The organism is Streptomyces sp. ADI95-17 (assembly GCF_003846175.1).
GTDB lineage: Bacteria > Actinomycetota > Actinomycetes > Streptomycetales > Streptomycetaceae > Streptomyces > Streptomyces sanglieri.
Genome location: NZ_ML123049.1, coordinates 382,242 through 401,018, shown reverse-complemented (window position 1 = coordinate 401,018; position 18,777 = coordinate 382,242). Strand labels below are relative to the sequence as shown.

Genomic DNA, 18,777 nt, shown 5'->3' with positions numbered 1-18,777 from the left:
GCGGGCTTCACCGCTCGCTCACCCCTTCTCCGGTCGGCGTGCTGGTGCTGTGGCGAACACATCCATTCTCGCTCCCCTTCCGGCGCGGCTGCCGCACACCCGTCGGCGCTCCACGGCGACCAGTGCATCGGCCACCGCACGCGGCGGTCCCGGTGCGGTCTCACGGCCCCGGTGCCCAGCCTCCGAGCAGGCCGGGCGTCATACCGAGGTCCCCGACGTGGACCGTCACCCGGCCGGGGACCAGACGGCCGCCGCCCGCGTCGAGCACGTAGTCGAACCAGTCGTAGCCCAGGTGCCCGTCGAACGGGTGGTACGTCACCGTTCCGTCCGGCCCGACACTCGTCACCCCGTGCCGGGCGGGTCCGACCCCGGCCAGCCCGACGTGCTCGCCCAGCCCGGCGGTGAGGTCCGTCAGCACCGCGCGTTGCCCGGGGGCCACCGTCGCGCTCCGCCCCTGCGGGGGCAGCGGGGCGATCCGGAAGCCGTGGTTCTTCAGGGAGAACGTGGTGGAGGTGAGGCTCTTTCCGCCATCGGCGATGATGCCCGCCCGCAGGACGGGGACGAGGAAGGCGTCGGGTGCGGCATGCCGGTGCACCCGGAGCGTGAACCTGGCGACGCGCTCGGCCCCGGGCCCCGTGGACGTCGCGTACCGCTCGCCCGAGGGCAGCAGGCTCATTCCGGCCATGTTCTCGATGGTGGCGACCGAGGCGAACGAGTCGGCCATCAGGTACCCGTAGTAGCGGGTGCCGTCGCCCTGCGGGCGGAGGATCCACTCGAAGCCGATCCGCCTGCCGGGCTCGACGGGCAGCCGGGGGTCCGCGTCGGACCGCAGCTCCAGGTGCGCCACGATCGAGGGGTTGTCCTGCTGGACGCTGCGCAGTCCGGCGAGGGTGAAGGTGCTCATGATCGTCCGGCTCTCAGTTCGGGCCCAGCGTGCGGGACCTGGTCAGCTCGGCGTGTGTCTCGTCGTCCAGCCAGCTCACCCAGTCCGGCGAAAGATCCGTACGGTCGAGGTCGACGGCCCAGTGCGGTGGCACGATCCGCTGCTCCACCAGGGCGTGGGCGACGTAGCGTGCGCACGCGATGGCGCCCTGCGGCCCCAAGTGACCGGGGTCGTGGAAACCCTCCGGGTAGTTGGGGTGTTCCCGCGGTTCGAGGTGGATGAAGAAGGGGCGTACGCCTTCCGGCCCCATCCCCTCCCACCAGCTGTGGGTCCGGTCGTAGAGGTTGATGTAGGGGACGCTGCACTCGGCCGCGAGGTCGCGCATCGCCATCGGATACGCCGTGATGCTCCTCGGCATGTTGCCGTGCACATCGTGGGTGTCCCGTTCCGGCGGGCTGATCAGCACCGCGTGGGCATTGCGTTCGCGCGCGCCGTCGACGAACTTCCGCAGGTGGTACGGGAAGTCGCCGTACGGCTCCGAGCTGAGCCACTTCTCCGGCTTGGCGTCATTGGTGCCGAACGAGGTGAACAGGTAGTCCCCGGGGCGGATGTGCTGGAGGATCCAGTCCAGCCTGCCCCGCTCGCTGAACGTGCGGGCACTGGCTCCGGCCCGTGCGCAGTTGACGATCTCCACCTGCCGCGGGTCGAGGAAGAAGTGGAGCACCTGGCCCCAGCCGGTCATCGGCGCCTTGCTCGCTTCCCGGGTCACCATCGCGGAGCCGCCCGCGAGGAAGATCCTGGGGAGCCCGCCCTGCCCGGGGTGCTGGTCAGACCGCACGGTCCCACCCGCCCTCGTACGTTCCCCGGCCCACCAGGCCGAAGGCCGCCGCACCGGCGTCCATTGCGCCGCTCAGCTCGTCCTCCCGGTGTGCGGGGGTGGCGGGCAGCGCGGCGACGGGGCCCGCGGGGCCGAGATCGGCGGCGCTCGCCGTACCCAGCGCGTCGATCGCCTCGTACACCCGCTCGCAGTTGCCCTCGCCGCGGTGCGCGAAGAACTCCTCCGCACGCTCCCGGTAGGGGCTCTCGACGGTGAAGCCCCTGGCCATCGAGGCGATGATCTCGTCGACGGCCTGGTCGACCGTGCGGCAGACCGGGCCGAAGCCGTGCTCCGTCAGATCGAAGTAGCCCCGCTTGTAGTGCCGTCCGTAGAAGTCCTCCTCGTCGAAGGGCACATGGACCAGCGGGATCCCCATGTAGGCCACGTCGAAGAAGACGGAGGAGTAGTCCGTGACCATGAGGGAGCACTCCTTCATGGCTTCCTGGACATTGCGCGTACCGGGGTCGGCGACCTCGATCGCGGGCGAGTCGATCCGGAAGTTGTGCAGGTAGGGCCGGATCTCGTAGTGCGGGAAGAACTCCAGGTCGACGCCGAAGTGTTCCAGGGCCGCGGCGAGCCGGCGGTCGGAGAGCAGCGAGCGGTAGAACCGGAAGTACTCGGACTGGGTGAAGGCCGTCTTGGCCGGGCCCGCGGACTTCTTGTAGGAGGCCGTGACGATCCACTGCCGCCAGGTCGGCATGAGCAGGATGCGCGGGCGCTCTCCCGGCTCCCGCCGCAGCGCGTCGAACCTGGGCAGGCCCGCCAGTACCGCGCGGTCGCCGAAGCCGGCCTCGTTCGCCAGATAGGCGCGCTCCTGACGGCCGGTGGTCACGATCATGTCGTATCCGGTGATCCGCTGGTCCACGCCGGAGGTCACGTCGTTGTAGATGATCCCGTGCTGGAGGAAGACCCGCTGGTACTTCAGGAGCTCGCCGAACCGGTGCAGGAAGAGCACCTTCCGGTAGCCCTCGGGCACCAGGTACGACTCGGAGTCGTACGAACCGATCAGCTTGGTCGCGTGCAGCAGATACATCCGGTGCTTGAACGAACCGAGCTTGATCACCCGGCCGTACGGGGCGACCTTCCGGTAGTCGGGGGAGTTCCCGTCGATGACGTAGTACGCCTTGCGCCGCTTGCGGTGGGTCCGCATCCACTTGAAGAAGTGGTACGAGTTGTCCTGGGCCGTGTCCGACCGTTCGCCGATCAGCCAGATCTCACGGGAGTCGAGGAACGGGTACGTGAGCCAGTAGGCGAGGCGCATGCGCCAGCCCGGGTTGCGGGTCTTGAGGATGCGGACCTCACGGGCCGTCCGCCACAGGGCGTGCTTCGCCCGCGCGACGGGCGTCCGGTCGGCCAGGCGCAGGTGCAGCGCGTCCCCGCCGCCGATGGTCAGCATGTAGGGGTGGCCGGCGACCCGGCCGGGGCCCTTCAGCCGGTGCAGCGGGAGGCGGGCCTTCATGACGACGTTGCGCTGCCGGGAGCGGTCCACGCGGTGCACCCGGAGCCGGAAGTCGCCGACTCCGAATCCGCCGCGCGTCAGGTCCGCGACCGGGATCTCGGCGTACCAGCCGGCGTACAGGTCACGGCCGTTGCGGGTGTTCCACAGGTCGCGGCGGGCGACCTGGCGCAGCGGGACGACGATCTTGGCGTGCGCGGTCTGGTGGACGAACTCCAGGGGGTTGTCCATGGGGCCGTCGATGTCCATGCCGGGGAAGGCCAGGCAGCCCTCCACGACCAGCACATCGCCCCGGGTGCGGACCGATTCGACGACGACGTTGGGGTCGTTGACGCGGGCGGTCCGGGTGTCGCGGGTGCCTCCCGGGAAGGTCCGGTGGAAGCCGTCGTCGTCGATCTCCAGCGCCAGCGGGGCGTTCTCCAGCGCCGGTTCCGGGTCACAGAACAGCTCGAAGTTCCCGCTCTTCGCCGCGTAGTGGTCGAGCTGCTGGGCGGGGTTGGTCGCGTATTCGAGGATGACCTCGTCGGGTATCCGCGAGTAGTGGCGGCAGATGTCCGGGAACATCTCGGCCAGCTGCGTCCGGCCCATGACGTTACGGGCGTTGCACAGGAAACCCTTGTAGGTGCGGGTCGCATAGCGCTGGAACATGTGCCGGATGTCGGCCCGCTCGGTGGCGGTGTAGTCCAGCAGGAAGTGGTTGAGCCGCAGGTGGTCCCGGTAGTTCGCCGGCTTGCTCCACAGGGAGTCCATGATGGAGGACCCGTCGGGGCGCCCGCGGTAGTAGTACACCGGGCGGTCGACCAGGCTGATGGCGTTGGCCCGCAGCATGCTCGGCAGCGTCACCCAGGAGTCCTCGAAGTGGACGCCCTCGCCGAAGCGGACCCCGAGCCGGCGCAGCAGCTGTGTGCTGAAGAGCTTGTTGCACGCGGATCCGCTGAAGATCAGGTCGGGTACGGAGGCGAAGTCGTCGATGCGGCGGTCGCCCTTGCCGAAGTACTGCTTCCACGGGCCGTAGGGCCGGTCGGGGAAGTTCACCAGGTCGCCCACGACCAGTTCGGAGCCGTCCCGCCAGGCCGCCTGGAGCATGTGCGACAGGGCCCGCTCGCCGAGGATGTCGTCGGAGTCGAGGAAGGTGACGTAGGGCGTGGTGACCCGGTCCAGGCCGTTGTTCCGGGCGTTGCCGAGTCCGCCGTTGGTCTGGTGGACGACGGTCACATTGGCGTAGTGCCGCGCGAAGTCGTCGAGGATCCGGGGCGTCTCGTCGGTGGCGCCGTCGTCGACCAGGATGACCTGGGTGGCGGCGAAGCCCTCCTGGGCCGCGATCGAGCCGAGGCAGTCGTCCAGGTACTTGGCCACGTTGTAGCAGGGCACGACGACGGCCATCTCAAGGGGATGGTCGAGGCGGTCGATCGGCGGGTGGATCCGGTCGCGCCACCACATCCACGGCGCGTCGGGGTCGTTCTGCGCGGACTCGAAGGTCCTGCGGCCCGCCGTGGACGCCCGCAGGGCGAGGTTGCCGCTGATCGTGCGGTAGCCCTCCAGCTCCTCCCCGTTCGCGTGGAAGGTCAGCCCGGAGAGGTCCACGTCGCGCACGTTGAGCGGGGAGCGGGACCTGGCCCGGTTCCACTCGACGACGACCGACACGTTCCAGACCGTGCTCTCGGAGAACTCGTCGCCGAGCACGGCCGGCAGATCGACGGTGCCGCCGAAGCCGACGAACCGTTCGTCGACATCGGCGGCGTCGACCGGGACCGTGACGTCCTTCTTCGTGTGACGGTTGCGTACGGCCAGGGTCAGCCGGAGGTCGTGTCCGGGCTCGATCCGGCCGAACCGGTTGACCAGCCGGCCCTCGAACCGGAGCTTCCCGCCGGCCACTGACCAGGTGTCGAGCTGGGCGAAGAGCGGTTCCTGGGCGAGCCTGGCCGCCGAGAGACCCAGCTCCGTCACATCGAGCATCCGCCGGGCGTCCGGCAGGTGCAGATGGTCGCCCGACCAGTACACCCGGCCGTCCTCCTCCACGAGGAAGGACGACAGCACGCTCTTGCGCTGCACGTAGTCGAGCGTGGTGAGCACGGCCTCGGTCTCCTGGTACATGACGAGGTAGGCCCTGACCCGGTCGACCGGGTCGCACAGCTCGAACGCCTCCTCGCTGATGGAGAAGAGGTAATTGCTCGCGATCTCGGTGAACCCCTGCTGGAACTCCGGGTCGCCCTCCGCCAGCGCCCGCATGTACAGGCGCAGGTCGTGCGCGAGGAACTTCGAGTCCTTGCGGACCTTGAGCTGCCACAGGCCGCGGTCCAGGAGGAACGCGTCGGTGGCGCGGTGCACCGCGACCCGGTCGCGGATGGAGCGCAGCTCGCCCGTGCGGCCGGTGATCGATCCGCCCTCGGGTTCCCACATCCACCGGTAGACGGGGTCGGTGATGACGGTGATCCCGTCGGCGAGGCAGCCCGCCACGGTGGAGAAGTAGGTGTCCTCGTAGAAGACGCCCTCGGGGAACCAGACCCCGCCCGAGCGCAGGAAGTCCACCCGGTACAGCTTGGCCGCGGCGATCGGGTCGGCGAGCATCAGCGGGAACTCCGCCAGGCCGGGGACGGTACGCCCCAGCGCGTACACCTCGGGGGCCCAGCCCTCGCTCTCGCCGGTGGCCCGGTTGACCCGGACGGCCTTGCCCGCGGTGATGTCGCTTCCGCTCTCCAGCGCACCGGCCAGCAGCAGTTCGCAGGCGCGGGGCGGCAGCTCGTCGTCGGCGTCGAGGAACATCACGTACCGGCCGGCGGCCTGCGCGATACCCAGGTTGCGGGGCGCGCCGACGCCGCCGCTGTTCACTGGCCGGCGGAGCACGCGGACGCGGTTGTCGTTCCCGGCGAAGTTCTTCACGACGTCGAGGGTGTTGTCCGTGGAGGCGTCGTCCACGACGACGACCTCGACCAGCTCGTAGGTCTGGTTGACGGCGGACTGGAGCGCCTTGCCGATCGTCGTGGCCGCGTTGTACGCGGGGATGACGACGGTGACCCAGACGTCGGGGGTGTCCTGTTCGTGGTTCATCCGACGCCCTCCCGGTCTCCCGGGTGGCCGTGGTGGGGCGGCACGGCACCGGGGGCGCCGTACACCGGCCGGCCGTACCCCTGCGCCCGTACCTGCTGGTACGCCTGCGTCATCTGCTGGTACGCGGGGGTCGGAAGCGGCTGGAACGTCTGCGTCGGCTGCTGGTCCGGTGCCCCGTACACGGGGTAGGGCTCGGGGTACGGCTGGAATCCGGGGTCCTCGTGGGCCGGCGGCGCCTGGAACTCCGGGCCGGCGAGCGGGTCGCCCGGCACGCCCCGGCGGTGCCTGCCCCGGTGGAGGTGGGGGGCGATGGAGCCGGCGCCGGACGGCGGCTGCGCCAGCTCGGCCATCACCTGGGTGAAGTCGCGGGTGGAGAGCCAGAACTTGTACATGATGACCAGCTCGAAGATCCCGAGCAGGATCGCGGAGACCACCGTGGTCAGGAGGATCCGGCCGATCAGCGGTCCCACGATGAAGACGAACATCTGGAACTCGATGCCGCTGACGAGGTGCGGCCTGATCCGGCTGCGCAGCAGCGCCTGCCGCACCCGCAGGTACCAGGGGAAGCGGTGGCGGAACTGGGCGTGCAGGTCGACGACGTGTCCGGCGCCCGCCTGCTCCTTGAGCACCTCCGCCTCGGCCTCGGGGTTCTCCCGCAGCAGGTCCTCCATGAAGCGGATCTGCTGTGCCTCGGGCTCCGCCGGGTCCTCGTCGGCGGCCACGCGTTCGGCCTCCTGGCGTTCCCGGGTGACCTTCTCGATCTTCGTCCGCATCGACATGCGCATCTTGTAGATCTGCAGGGCGTCGACGTAGCGGAGCATGTCGAGGAAGACGACCATCAGCGCGGCGAGCAGAAACCTTTCGTCACCGTTCCGCAGGTACTGCCCGCCCATCAGAGCGAGGGCACAGAAGAGCACCCTGATGCGATCGAAGACGTAATCGAGCCAGCCGCCGAAGACAGTGCCGTTGCCCTTGAGCCTCGCGAGCTTTCCGTCGATGCAGTCGAGGATGAAGCTCAGGTGGTAGAGCGCCGCCCCGATGATCAGGGACTGCAGGTCGCCCTTGAGGAAGAACCCTGCGGAACCGAGTCCGACGAACAGCGCCGCCCAGGTCACGCGGTTGGGCGTGATGAAGTTGAACCGCGCCATCACGATGAGCATGCGGGTGGCCACGGGATCGACCAGGATCACCGTCCACCAGGCGTCACGCTTCTTGCAGGTGAGCTTCTGGACAGCACGCAAGGACAGCTTGGCCATAACCCCTCAGTCACGAGAACGACAGCGACAGCGCCCCGTCCATCCATACACAGCCGAGGGGAAACCGAATGTTCACGAGACTCCCCCGAATCCTTCACATGAAGGATTCGGGGACTTTATCAAAAACTAAACAGGTTTCGGCCAACCGAGTGGCAAAAAAGATCATCAGGGGTGGTAAATCGTCACACTGTGTACCAGTGACCGAATTCGAACCCGTCCGACGGTGACTCCCGGTGAGCGAGTCCCAACTGTGATCCGGCTGTGAGCGTCGCCAAGGTGACCACACCCGCACGATCCCGGACAGCTGCGGGCATCACAGCCGCATCCGCCGGAAGGGCGTTCCACCACACGCCCGCGTCCGCCCGCCCCTCGGCGTGCACCCCCACGGCGCAGGCACCGCCGGGGCCGGACCGGACCAGCAGGGAGTACGGCCAGCCGTCCGCCTCGACGCCCCGGACCCCGGTGACGGGGCCCGCGCCCTCGTCGGCGCCGCCGAGCGGCACCGGGCCCGTCGCGCCGGGCCACCACACGCAGGGCTCATTGGTCCGCAGGTCGCGGAAGAGAACCGTCCCGGGTTCGGGCCCGGCCGCCAGCGATCCCGGGCGCGGCGAGAACGGCACCGTCCGGTCCTCGGTCCAGGCACCGTCGGGCCCCGAGCGGTACCAGCGCAGCACGGCGGCGGAGTCCCGGGCGCGGGCGAAGAGTTCGGCCTCGCCCCCGGCCGTGGTCACCGTGACGAGCTCGTCGGCCACGCGGACACCGCGCAGGTGCTGCCAGGGGGTCCAGGTGCCGTCGGCCCCCTGGTGCCGGTAGCTCACGCTGTGCCCGAAGTTGCGTACGAAGACGAAGAGGCCGCCCGTGCCGTCGAAGGCGGCAGCCGGGAAGCCGACCTCCCGGCTGCGGTGCCGGTTGCCGGAGTTCGGGCTGCCCAGGGAGTGCCACGGGGTGAGCGGGTGCCCGGTGCGGTACTGGGTGGCCCGCACCACCGCGATGTCGTCGCCGCCGTCCTTGAGCGGGATCCTGCGGAGGGCGAACAGGTGCGGGAAGCCGTGCGTGTCCCGGACCACCCGGAGGCCGGGCATCAGCCGCGGGCCGGGGAGGAGTTCCGGTCCCTGCCAGGCCGTGCCGCCCGGTTCGCGCTGCGTCCAGCGCACGACGCCCGCGGCGGAGGGCAGGAAGGCGGAGAGCCTGCCGTCGAATCCCTCGGTCAGCCAGTGCGCCGGGTGCGGGTAGCGCGGCTGCGAAGCACCGTCGGGCCGTGCGTCCGCGCCGGCCCGGTGGCAGTCGACGAAGACCGGGGTGCCCGATTCCAGCTGGTGTTCGCGGACCGCGGCCAGCGCGGCGAGCGCGGCGTCGGCGTTCTCGGCCGGCTCGTCGTGGACGGGGAGTTCGCGCTCCTCGTCGTACGACACATGCGCCGGGTCGGGGTCCGCCAGGCGTACCCGCTGCGGCTTCAGTGTGCGCAGTTCCCGGAGCAGCGCGGCGTGGCCGCCGCCGTCCGGCGCGCCGACGGTCCGGGGCGCTCCGGCGACCCGGCAGCCGCGCCGCTCCGCGTCGGCGAGCGCGCGGTCCAGTGCCGCCCGGCCGTCCTTGCCGTCCTCCTCGACGCAGAGAACGCTCAGCTCCGCGCCGGGCCCCTCCGCCGCGACGAGTGCCACCGCCTCGCGATGGCGTGCGGCGACGATCGTCACCCGCCGGGCCGGACCCGCGGTGCTCATACCCGGCTCCAGCCGCCGAGGGTCAGCCCCTGGCCGTCCTCCTGGCGTGCGACGACCAGTGCGCCGTCGGCGCCGAGGGCCGCCACGACGGCTCTTCCGCGGCCGTCGGCGGCAAGGGCCGGATCTCCGGCACAGCTCGTTCCCGTGCCGGTCCACCAGAAGCCGGCCTGCTCGCCCTCGGTCGCGCAGACTCCGAGGTGGACCGTCCCGTCGGCCCCGCGGACCGCGAGTACCGTGCAGTCGAAGCCGTCGACCGTCGTCCGGACGGCGGCGACGCGGCCGTCTGCGGGGTTGCCGCCCAGCGGTACGGGCCAGCTGCCCTCCCGGACCGCGACGACACCGGTCCCCCGCGCATCGGTCAGGTAGTACGTCAGCCGGCCCGGCGCGGTCTCCAGCGCGGTCACCGATCCGGGCAGCGGGGGCACCGCCACGTCGTATCCGCGCGCCAGGTCGCCGCCCGGCTCCGGCTGCCGGAGCCGCAGCGCGGCGGTGCGGGTGGGGACGAGGACCTCCACCAGGCCCGACGAGGTCGCCGCGGGCACCGGCCCGTCGGTGCCGCCGGAGACCTGGAGCTGCGCCCAGGCCTCCCACCGGCCGCGCTTGTCCTCGCGGCGCAGGGCGACGCCGCCCGGTCCGGTCGGGACACAGACGTACAGCGCTCCGTCGGCGGCGACGGCGGCGGCCGGGACGCCGGTCTCGACCGCCTTGTCGATCTCCTTGAACGGGTTGCCCAGCGAGCGCCACTGCGTCATCGGGCGGCCCGTCTGGTACTGCGTGGCGTACATGACGTCCACGTTCGTCCAGCCGTCGGCGCGCGGCCGGACCCGGCGCCCCAGCAGATGGGCGTAACGATTCTGCCCCTGCACCACGGTGAGCCGTTCGATGTCCTTCGCCGGCAGGACGTCCGGCCCGGTCCACCGCGGGCCGCCGGGAGCGGACTCGGTCCAGCGCAGTACGGCGCCCTCGACGTGGACGTACGCGGTCAGCCTGCCGTCGTGTCCGGTCAGCAGCCAGGGGCCGCCGAGGACTCGGTCGAGCCGCGCGGAAGCCTCCGCGACGGGCTCGTCACGCTGCTTCGCTTCACGTGGGGAGGCGCTGCGCATCGCTGTTCGTCACCCTCCCTGTGAGCAGGCCCGTGCAGGTCACAGGCGCTGGATCGAGACATCATAAACAAGCCATGGCATGCTCAGGCCGAGCCCGCGGCACCAGCCGGACGGCGCGCCGCGGGGTGCCCGAGGCACCAGCCCTCCCACGCGGAGGCGACCATCTCGCGGGCGTCGTGCCGGGCGGACCAGCCCAGCTCGGCACGGATCCGGTCGGCCGAGGCGACCACCCTGGCCGGATCTCCCGCCCTGCGCGGCGCCGAGACCGGGGCCGCGTCGGCCCCGTACCCCGTCACCTCACCGATCAGTTCGATCATCTCGCGCACCGAGACGCCCTCGCCCCGGCCGATGTTGACGGTCAGGTCGGTGCCCGGCTCCCGGCCGAGGAGGGCCCGCGCCGCGGCGAGATGCGCCGAGGCGATGTCGTCGACGTGGATGAAGTCGCGTACGCAGGTGCCGTCCGCGGTGTCGTAGTCGTCGCCGAATACCACCGGGGCCGCCCCCTGCGTCAGCTTCTCGAAGACCATGGGCACCAGGTTGTAGACACCGGTGTCGGCGAGGGCCGGGGTGGCCGCGCCTGCCACGTTGAAGTACCGCATCGAGGCGGTGGCGATGCCGTGCGCCTTCCCGGCGGCACGCACCATCCACTCGCCCGTCAGCTTGGTCTCGCCGTACGGGTTGATCGGGGCGCACGGGGTCGACTCCGTGACGAGCGGTACGTCGGGCATGCCGTAGACGGCCGCCGACGACGAGAAGAGGAACGCCCGTACCGCGTTGTCGGCGGCGGCCTCCAGCAGGGTCCGCAGGCCCTGCACGTTCTCCCGGTAGTAGAACAGCGGGCGCTCGACGGACTCCGCCACCTGCTTCTTCGCGGCGAGGTGGACCACCCCGCGCACCGGGAACTCCGTGAAGGCGTGCCGCAGACGGTCCGCGTCGAGCGTCGAGCCCTGGATGAACGGGACGTCCGCAGGCAGGCGCGAGCGGTCGCCCGTGGAGAGGTCGTCGTACACGGCGACCGATTCGCCGGCCTCGCGCATAGCGCGGACGACGTGCGCCCCGATGAAGCCCGCCCCACCCGTGATCAACCAAGTCATGAACGAATAGTAGTTCGAGCTGCACAGATCATGATTCCGGGGGCCAAAACACCCATTCGCACGATCCTCTGTTCTATAGTGCACGCTCAGCCATGCACGCACGGACCGGCCGCACCCCCCCCACCCGAGTCCCACGCACTCCACGGCCCGCCCCGGGCCACGAGATTTGAGGACTCGACCACGATGAGCCACGACGGCATGTCACAGGGCACCCGCGAGGGTCGTTCGGCCTCCCGCAGCGGCGGACGGAAGCAGCGGGGAACCCCTCGCAAGCGCCGCCGCGGCCTCAAGATCACCCTCTGCGCCCTGCTCGTCCTGCTGCTCGCCGGCGGCGGCACCGTCTACTGGCTCTACAGCCGCCTCGACGGGAACATCCAGGGCGTGGACATCGACAAGGCGCTCGGTGAGGACCGTCCCGAGAGACTGCCGACCAGCGGCCAGAACCTGCTGGTGCTCGGCTCCGACTCGCGGGCCGGTGCCGAGAACAAGGAGCTGGGCGGCGGCGGTGACGTCAGCGGCGCCCGGTCCGACACCGCGATGGTGGTGCACATTCCCGAGGGCCGCTCCAGGGCGGTCGCCGTCTCCATACCCCGCGACACCCTGGTCACCCGGCCCGAGTGCACCAAGGCGGACGGCTCGACGGTGCCGTCGGCGAACCGCGTGATGTTCAACTCCGTCTACTCGCAGGTCGGTCCGGCCTGTGTGGTCAAGACCGTCGAGAAGATGTCCGAGGTCCGGATCGACCACTACCTGGAGATCAACTTCGCCGGGTTCAAGGACCTGGTGGACGCCATCGGGGGCGTCACCGTCGATGTCCCGCAGGACATCCACGACAAGTCCTCCGGCCTCGACCTCACCAAGGGCCCGCACAAACTCGACGGCACCGAGTCCCTCGCCTACGTCCGTACGCGCCACGGCATCGGGGACGGCAGCGACCTCGGCCGGATCGGGCTCCAGCAGCAGTTCCTGCTCGCCCTGCTGAGCGAGGTCAAGTCGCAGGACCTGCTGAGCAGTCCGACCAAGTCGTACCGGATCGCCAGCTCGGCGACCAGGTCACTGACCACCGACGCGGGGCTCGCCTCGCTCAAGTCCCTCGCGGAGTTCGGGCGTTCGATGAACGGCGTGGACCCGGGCAACATGGAAACGATCATGCTTCCGGTGGCGTACGACAAGCAGGACCGCAACCGGGTGGTGGCGGCCGAGCCGCAGGCCGGCGATCTCTGGAAGGCCATCCGCAAGGACGGCACGATCCCGGAGTCCGCGAAGAAGTCCCCCGCCACCGGCGGCTGACGACGGGGAACGGCCGGTGCGCCCGGCACCCAGTCGCGCACCGGCCCGTCTACGACCGGCGACCGACAGGGTCGTTGATCCGGCTGTGCCCACGTCCGTAGGCGAAATAGATGACCACGCCGATGACCATCCAGATGCCGAACCGCAGCCAGGTCTCCGCGGGCAGATTGAGCATCAGCCACACCGACGCGGCCACCGAGAGGATGGGGATCAGCGGTACCCACGGGGTACGGAAGGCGCGGTGGAGGTCGGGGCGGGTGCGGCGCAGCACCAGCACACCCAGGGCCACGACGACGAACGCGAAGAGCGTGCCGATGTTCACCAGCGTCGCCAGTTCGTTGATGCTGGTGAATCCCGCGACGATCGCGATGATCACGCCGAGCAGGATGGTCGGGCGGTACGGGGTGCCGAACTTCGGGTGGGTCTTGGAGAAGAACGTCGGGAGCAGCCCGTCGCGGCTCATCGCGAAGAAGACCCGGGTCTGTCCCAGCAAGAGGATCAGACAGACCGTGGTCAGGCCGATCGCGGCTCCGAAGCTGATGAGTCCGGCGTAGACGGGATGGCCGACCGCCTTGAAGGCGTCGGCCAGCGGGGCCTCCACCGACAGTTCGGTGTAGTGCTCCATGCCCGTGACCACCAGCGACACGGCGACGTAGAGCACGGTGCAGATGAAGAGCGAAGCCAGGATGCCACGTGGCATGTCACGTTGCGGAAGCTTGGTCTCCTCGGCGGCGGTGGCCACCACGTCGAAGCCGATGAAGGCGAAGAAGACGACGGAGGCGGCGGTGAAGATGCCCATGACGCCGAAGTTGGTGGGGGCGTAACCGAACATCAGCTGGACCAGCGGTGCGGTCAGCCCGGAACCCGAGGTCTGCGGCTGCGCCTCGGGGATGAACGGCGAGTAGTTGGCGGCCTTCACGAAGAACAGCCCCGCGATGATCACGATCAGGACCACCGCGATCTTGATGGCGACGACGACGGTGGTGACCCGGGCGGACAGCTTCATGCCGAGCACCAGCACCACGGTCAGGACGAGCACCAGGGCGAAGGCCAGGATGTCGAAGCCGAATCCTTTTGCCACATCGGTTCCGGAGAGCACGACGGGCATGCTCCAGCCGAAGTTGTCCATCAGTGAGCGGACGTAGCCGGACCAGCCGACCGCCACCACCGCCGTGCCCAGAGCGAATTCCAGCACCAGGTCCCAGCCGATGATCCAGGCGACCAGTTCGCCGAGCGAGGCGTAGGAGAACGTGTAGGCGGAGCCGGCGACCGGGACGGTGGAGGCGAACTCGGCGTAGCAGAGCGCCGCCAGCGCGCAGACGACAGCGGCGACGACGAAGGCGAGTGCGGTGGCGGGCCCCGCCGTCTCCTTGGCCACCTTGCCGGTGAGGACGAAGATGCCGGTGCCGATGATGACACCCACTCCGAAGACCGTGAGGTCCAGGGCGGAGAGTGACTTCCGCAGTGCGTGCTCCGGCTCCTCGGTGTCGCGGATGGACTGCTCGACCGTCTTGGTCCGGAACAGTCCGTCACTGCTGGGTGGTGTGTCCTGCTGGGCAGTCACCGGCGTACCTCCACGCACTCGTCGTGTACGCCATGATTGGGACCGCTCCGGCGGCACACCGTTGCGCACCGGGCGATTTCACGCGAATGGGCCGGTCGGACCACCCGTACAGGGCGACCCGACCGGCCCATCGGCCGTACCGGTGTCCGCTCGCGTCAGTCGCGGGCGGGCTCGATCACTGAGCGGCTGTCTGCGTCGCTCTCGAAGCGGCCGTCCAGCTTGGCGACCAGGCCGGTGACCTGGCGGGCGATGTCCGGCGCGGTCAGCCCGATCTCGGCCATGACCTCCTTGCGGGAGGCGTGGTCGAGGAAGCGGGGCGGGATGCCGAAGTCGCGCAGCGGTACGTCGACACCGGCGTCGCGCAGTGCCTGGGCCACGGCGGAACCGACGCCGCCGGCCCGGCTGTTGTCCTCGACGGTGACGACGACCCGGTGCTGCTCGGCGAGCGGGGCCATGGCCTCGTCGACGGGCTTGACCCAGCGCGGGTCGACGACGGTCGTCGAGATGCCCTGGGCCTCCAGCAGCTCGGCGATCTCCAGGCACATCGGGGCGAGCGCGCCGACGGAGACCAGCAGTACGTCGGGACGGGTGGTGCCGGGCTCGCGCAGCACGTCCATGCCGCCGACCCTGCCGACGGCCTTGACCGCCGGGCCGACCGCGCCCTTGGAGAAGCGGACCACGGTCGGTGCGTCGTCGACCTCGACGGCCTCGCGGAGCTGGGCGCGGACCTGGTCGGCGTCGCGCGGGGCGGCGATCCGGAGGGTGGGCACGCACTGCAGGATCGACATGTCCCACATGCCGTTGTGCGAGGCGCCGTCGGTACCGGTGACTCCGGCCCGGTCCAGGACGAAGGTCACACCGCACTTGTGCAGCGCGACGTCCATCAGGACCTGGTCGAAGGCGCGGTTGAGGAAGGTGGCGTACACCGCGAAGACCGGGTGCAGTCCGCCGGTGGCGAGGCCGGCCGCGGAGACCGCGCCGTGCTGCTCGGCGATGCCGACGTCGTAGATCCGGTCCGGGAACGCCTTCTCGAACTTGGTCAGGCCGACCGGCTGGAGCATGGCCGCGGTGATCGCGACGATGTCCTCGCGCTCCTTGCCGAGCTTGACCATCTCCTCGCCGAAGACGGAGGTCCAGTCGAGGCCGGAGGTGGCGACCGGGAGGCCGGTGTCGGGGTGGATCTTGCCGACGGCGTGGAAGCGGTCCGCCTCGTCGAGCAGGGCGGGGGTGTAGCCGCGGCCCTTCTCGGTGAGGCAGTGCACGATGACGGGTCCGCCGAAGCGCTTGGCGCGCTGGAGCGCGGACTCCAGGGCCTCGATGTCGTGACCGTCGATCGGGCCGACGTACTTCAGGCCGAGGTCCTCGAACATGCCCTGCGGGGCGATGAAGTCCTTCAGCCCCTTCTTGGCGCCGTGCAGCGTCTCGTACAGCGGCTTCCCGACGACGGGGGTTCGCTCCAGGAGGTCCTTGCCGCGGGCCAGGAAACGCTCGTAGCCGTCGGTGGTGCGCAGCGTCGCGAGGTGGTTGGCGAGGCCGCCGATGGTCGGCGCGTAGGAGCGCTCGTTGTCGTTGACGACGATGACGAGCGGGCGGTCCTTGGCGGCGGCGATGTTGTTCAGCGCCTCCCAGGCCATGCCGCCGGTGAGTGCGCCGTCACCGATGACCGCGACGACGTGGTCGTCCTTGCCCAGCACCTCGTTGGCCTTGGCGAGGCCGTCGGCCCAGCCGAGGACCGTGGAGGCGTGCGAGTTCTCGATGACGTCGTGCTCGGACTCGGCGCGGGAGGGATAGCCGGAGAGGCCGCCCTTGCTCTTGAGCTTCGAGAAGTCCTGCCGGCCGGTGAGGAGCTTGTGCACATAGCTCTGGTGGCCGGTGTCCCAGAGGACCTTGTCCTTCGGCGACTCGAAGACCCGGTGCAGGGCGATGGTCAGCTCGACCACACCCAGGTTGGGGCCGAGGTGGCCGCCGGTCTTCGATACGGCGTCGACCAGGAAGGTCCGGATCTCTTCGGCGAGCTGGTCCAGCTGCTCGGGAGTGAGCCGGTCCAGGTCACGCGGTCCACCGATGCGGGTCAGCAGAGCCACCCGTGCCTCCTTGCGTATTGAGCTGGTCGAGCATGCCGATCCGATGAGTCTAATGTTCCGTCCGCCGTCGCGGGCATCGGGCGGGGACAGTACGGGGAGAGTGCTGTCACACCCCGCGCCCCGCACCGGACAGTGCCCGGCACCCCGTCGAGGGCGCCGGGCACTGTCTGGTGCGGGTGTGATATCGGGGGTCCCGCGCGAGGCTTCCTACGCGCGGCCCGCGGTCTTCTGCGTACGGCGGGAGACCGAGTCGATGACCACGGCGGCCAGCAGCACCGCGCCGGTGATCATGTACTGGATGGCGTTGGCCATCCCGATCATGTTCAGGCCCTGCTGGATCGACTGGATCACGATCATGCCGAGCAGCGCCGACCAGACCTTGCCCCGGCCGCCGAAGAGGCTGGTGCCGCCGATGACGGCGGCCGCGATGACCAGCATCAGGGTGTTGCCGCCGCCGACGCTCTTGGTGGCACCGCCGGAGAGGCTGGCGATGAACAGACCGCCGAAGGCGCCCAGCATTCCGGAGAGCGCGAAGACGATGATCCGGATCCGGTCGACGTCGATACCGGCGCGGCGTGCCGCCTCCGGGTTGCCACCGACCGCGAAGACCTGGCGGCCGAAGGTGGTCCGGCGGGCCACGAAGTCCGCGACGACCAGCACGGCGAGAAAGATCACCAGGGCCAGCGGCAGGCCGCGGGCGCCGGAGGGCTCGTTCAGGACGTACGCGACGGCGAAGCAGAGGACCGCGACGATGCCCGTGCGGAGCAGGACCTCGGTGGTGGGGCGGGCGGGCAGGCCCGCGGCCCCGCGGCGCCGGCTGTCCATCAGGAGCGAGGCGGCATAGGCGAGGACGGCGACCAGCGCGACACCGTACGCGACGGCCTTGTCCTCGAAGAAGTAGTTGGTGAGGTTCTCGACGATGCTGCCGGACGGTGTGTTGATCGAGCCCTCACCGCCCATCATCCACTCCTGCAGACCGCTCCAGCCGAGGAAGCCGGCCAGGGTGACGACGAAGGCCGGTACCCCGATCTTGGCGAAGAAGAAGCCGTGCAGCGCGCCGAGCACCATGCCGGAGAGCACCGCGACGAGCACCGCCGTCCAGTCGTTCCAGCCGTGGTTGACGCTGAGCACGGCCCAGACGGCCGCACCGACACCGGCGACCGAGCCGACGGACAGGTCGATCTCGCCGAGCAGCAGCACGAAGACGATGCCGACCGCCATGATGCCGAGGCCGGAGCTGTAGACGGCGACGTTGGCGATGGAGCTGGCGGAGAGGAAGTTGCTGTTCTGGAACTGGAAGACGACCGCGATGACGATCAGGCCGACCAGGACCGGCAGGGAGCCGAGCTCGCCGCCGCGCACCTTGCGGGTGAACTCGGACCAGTAGCCCTTGAAGCCCTCCTCGCGGACGAGCAGGCGCGGGTCGATCGCGGGGGCGGGGGCCGCCGACGGCCCGGCCTCCGGTACCGCCGCGGCGGACTTCTCGGTGGCGGACTCCTCGGTGGGGGTCCCGGGGGTCTTGGCGAGGTCGCTCACTTCGCGTCCTCCTTCGTGGCTGTGCGTGCCTGACGGCGCGTGACGGCATTGTCGGTGGCACCGGTGATCGCGGAGATGATCTCCTCGTGGGACGTGGTCGCCACGTCGAAGACTCCGTTGTTGCGGCCCAGCCGCAGCACCGCCACCTTGTCGGCGACGGCGCGCACATCGGCCATGTTGTGGCTGATGAGGATGACGCCGTGGCCGCGCTCGCGCAGCCGCTCGACGAGGTCGAGGACCTGGGCGGTCTGCTCGACGCCGAGGGCGGCGGTCGGCTCGTCGAGGATGACGACCTTGGGGTCACCGATCAGGGCGCGGGCGATGGCCACGACCTGGCGCTGACCGCCGGAGAGCGAGGCGACCGGGATACGGACGCTGGGAATCCGGATGGACAGCGTGTCGAGCAGTTCCTTGGCACGCTTCTCCATCCCGATCTCGTCGAGGACGGAGGCCTTGCGCAGTTCGCTGCCGAGGAAGAGGTTGGCGACCACATCGAGGTTGTCGCAGAGCGCCAAGTCCTGGTAGACGGTGGCGACTCCGAGCTCCTGGGCGTCGTTCGGCCGGTTGATGCGGACCGGTGCGCCCTCCCACTCGATGGTGCCTTCGTCGATCGGGTGGACACCCGAAATGGTCTTGACGAGGGTCGACTTGCCGGCGCCGTTGTCGCCGACCAGGGCGACCACTTCGCCGGAGCGAATCTCCAGGTCCACATCGGTGAGCGCCTGGACGGCGCCGAACCGCTTGGAGATTCCGCGCAACGCCAGCACGGGCGTAGCGGACACGTGAATCATCTCCTTCGCCGCCTGACCGGCGGGGATGGTGCTGCTGAGCACAGGGGCAGTGCCGGTCGCCGGACCACCGGGGTGGC

General features: G+C 70.1%; 12 protein-coding genes. 1 reads left to right on the top strand and 11 read right to left on the bottom strand.

What is annotated here, in order from left to right; genetic code table 11:
- Nucleotides 1–160 precede the first annotated feature (160 nt).
- The 7 genes from EES42_RS28570 to galE form a co-directional block, all read right to left on the bottom strand.
- On the bottom strand, nt 161–904 hold the full coding sequence (locus tag EES42_RS28570; protein WP_124721158.1) for an Ig-like domain-containing protein: 744 nt from the start codon (nt 902–904) through the stop codon (nt 161–163).
- A 13-nt stretch (nt 905–917) separates the two neighbouring features.
- Complete coding sequence (locus EES42_RS28565) at nt 918–1,721, bottom strand: rhamnogalacturonan acetylesterase (protein ID WP_241196634.1); 804 nt, start codon at nt 1,719–1,721, stop codon at nt 918–920.
- On the bottom strand, nt 1,711–6,264 hold the full coding sequence (locus tag EES42_RS28560; protein WP_124721157.1) for a bifunctional glycosyltransferase/CDP-glycerol:glycerophosphate glycerophosphotransferase: 4,554 nt from the start codon (nt 6,262–6,264) through the stop codon (nt 1,711–1,713). Before EES42_RS28560 ends, EES42_RS28565 begins: the two co-directional genes overlap by 11 nt.
- A complete protein-coding gene (locus EES42_RS28555) occupies nt 6,261–7,520 on the bottom strand; it encodes a CDP-alcohol phosphatidyltransferase family protein (RefSeq protein ID WP_124721156.1) in 1,260 nt (419 codons plus the stop codon). The genes EES42_RS28560 and EES42_RS28555 overlap by 4 nt, the downstream gene beginning before the upstream one ends.
- Before the next feature lie 182 nt (nt 7,521–7,702).
- Nucleotides 7,703–9,238: a PLL family lectin gene (locus EES42_RS28550; protein ID WP_124721155.1), complete on the bottom strand. Its 1,536-nt coding sequence runs from the start codon at nt 9,236–9,238 to the stop codon at nt 7,703–7,705.
- On the bottom strand, nt 9,235–10,341 hold the full coding sequence (locus EES42_RS28545; RefSeq protein WP_124721154.1) for a PLL family lectin: 1,107 nt from the start codon (nt 10,339–10,341) through the stop codon (nt 9,235–9,237). The genes EES42_RS28550 and EES42_RS28545 overlap by 4 nt, the downstream gene beginning before the upstream one ends.
- 83 nt (nt 10,342–10,424) lie before the next feature.
- Nucleotides 10,425–11,435 carry a UDP-glucose 4-epimerase GalE gene (galE, locus tag EES42_RS28540; protein ID WP_124721153.1) on the bottom strand — a complete coding sequence of 337 codons (1,011 nt, stop codon included), beginning with the start codon at nt 11,433–11,435 and terminating at the stop codon, nt 10,425–10,427.
- Between the two features lie 183 nt (nt 11,436–11,618).
- On the opposite strand from galE, the gene EES42_RS28535 reads away from it, so the two are divergent.
- On the top strand, nt 11,619–12,725 hold the full coding sequence (locus tag EES42_RS28535; protein WP_124721152.1) for an LCP family protein: 1,107 nt from the start codon (nt 11,619–11,621) through the stop codon (nt 12,723–12,725).
- A gap of 49 nt (nt 12,726–12,774) precedes the next feature.
- On the opposite strand, the gene EES42_RS28530 is transcribed toward EES42_RS28535, so the two are convergent.
- The 4 genes from EES42_RS28530 to EES42_RS28515 all read right to left on the bottom strand — a co-directional run bounded on the left by EES42_RS28530 (nt 12,775) and on the right by EES42_RS28515 (nt 18,700).
- The gene (locus EES42_RS28530) at nt 12,775–14,289 is read right to left on the bottom strand and encodes an amino acid permease (RefSeq protein ID WP_124721151.1); all 1,515 of its coding nucleotides are present in this window, start codon (nt 14,287–14,289) and stop codon (nt 12,775–12,777) included.
- 155 nt (nt 14,290–14,444) lie between these two features.
- Complete coding sequence (dxs, locus tag EES42_RS28525; protein WP_124721150.1) at nt 14,445–16,373, bottom strand: 1-deoxy-D-xylulose-5-phosphate synthase; 1,929 nt, start codon at nt 16,371–16,373, stop codon at nt 14,445–14,447.
- A gap of 207 nt (nt 16,374–16,580) precedes the next feature.
- Nucleotides 16,581–17,909 (bottom strand): sugar ABC transporter permease, encoded by a 1,329-nt coding sequence (locus tag EES42_RS28520; protein WP_124721149.1) that lies wholly within the window; start codon nt 17,907–17,909, stop codon nt 16,581–16,583.
- Entirely contained in the window at nt 17,906–18,700 is a 795-nt protein-coding gene (locus tag EES42_RS28515) for an ATP-binding cassette domain-containing protein (RefSeq protein ID WP_124721550.1), read from the bottom strand. Before EES42_RS28515 ends, EES42_RS28520 begins: the two co-directional genes overlap by 4 nt.
- Between the last annotated feature and the right edge of the window lie 77 nt (nt 18,701–18,777).

Bases quoted from the DNA above. Each gene is read 5' to 3' on its own strand.
- EES42_RS28550 (WP_124721155.1), bottom strand. From the start codon at position 9,238: ATGAGCACCGCGGGTCCGGCCCGGCGGGTGACGATCGTCGCCGCACGC.
- EES42_RS28515 (WP_124721550.1), bottom strand. From the start codon at position 18,700: ATGATTCACGTGTCCGCTACGCCCGTGCTGGCGTTGCGCGGAATCTCC.
- galE (WP_124721153.1), bottom strand. From the start codon at position 11,435: ATGACTTGGTTGATCACGGGTGGGGCGGGCTTCATCGGGGCGCACGTC.
- EES42_RS28560 (WP_124721157.1), bottom strand. From the start codon at position 6,264: ATGAACCACGAACAGGACACCCCCGACGTCTGGGTCACCGTCGTCATC.
- EES42_RS28555 (WP_124721156.1), bottom strand. From the start codon at position 7,520: ATGGCCAAGCTGTCCTTGCGTGCTGTCCAGAAGCTCACCTGCAAGAAG.
- EES42_RS28535 (WP_124721152.1), top strand. From the start codon at position 11,619: ATGAGCCACGACGGCATGTCACAGGGCACCCGCGAGGGTCGTTCGGCC.
- EES42_RS28570 (WP_124721158.1), bottom strand. From the start codon at position 904: ATGAGCACCTTCACCCTCGCCGGACTGCGCAGCGTCCAGCAGGACAAC.
- EES42_RS28545 (WP_124721154.1), bottom strand. From the start codon at position 10,341: ATGCGCAGCGCCTCCCCACGTGAAGCGAAGCAGCGTGACGAGCCCGTC.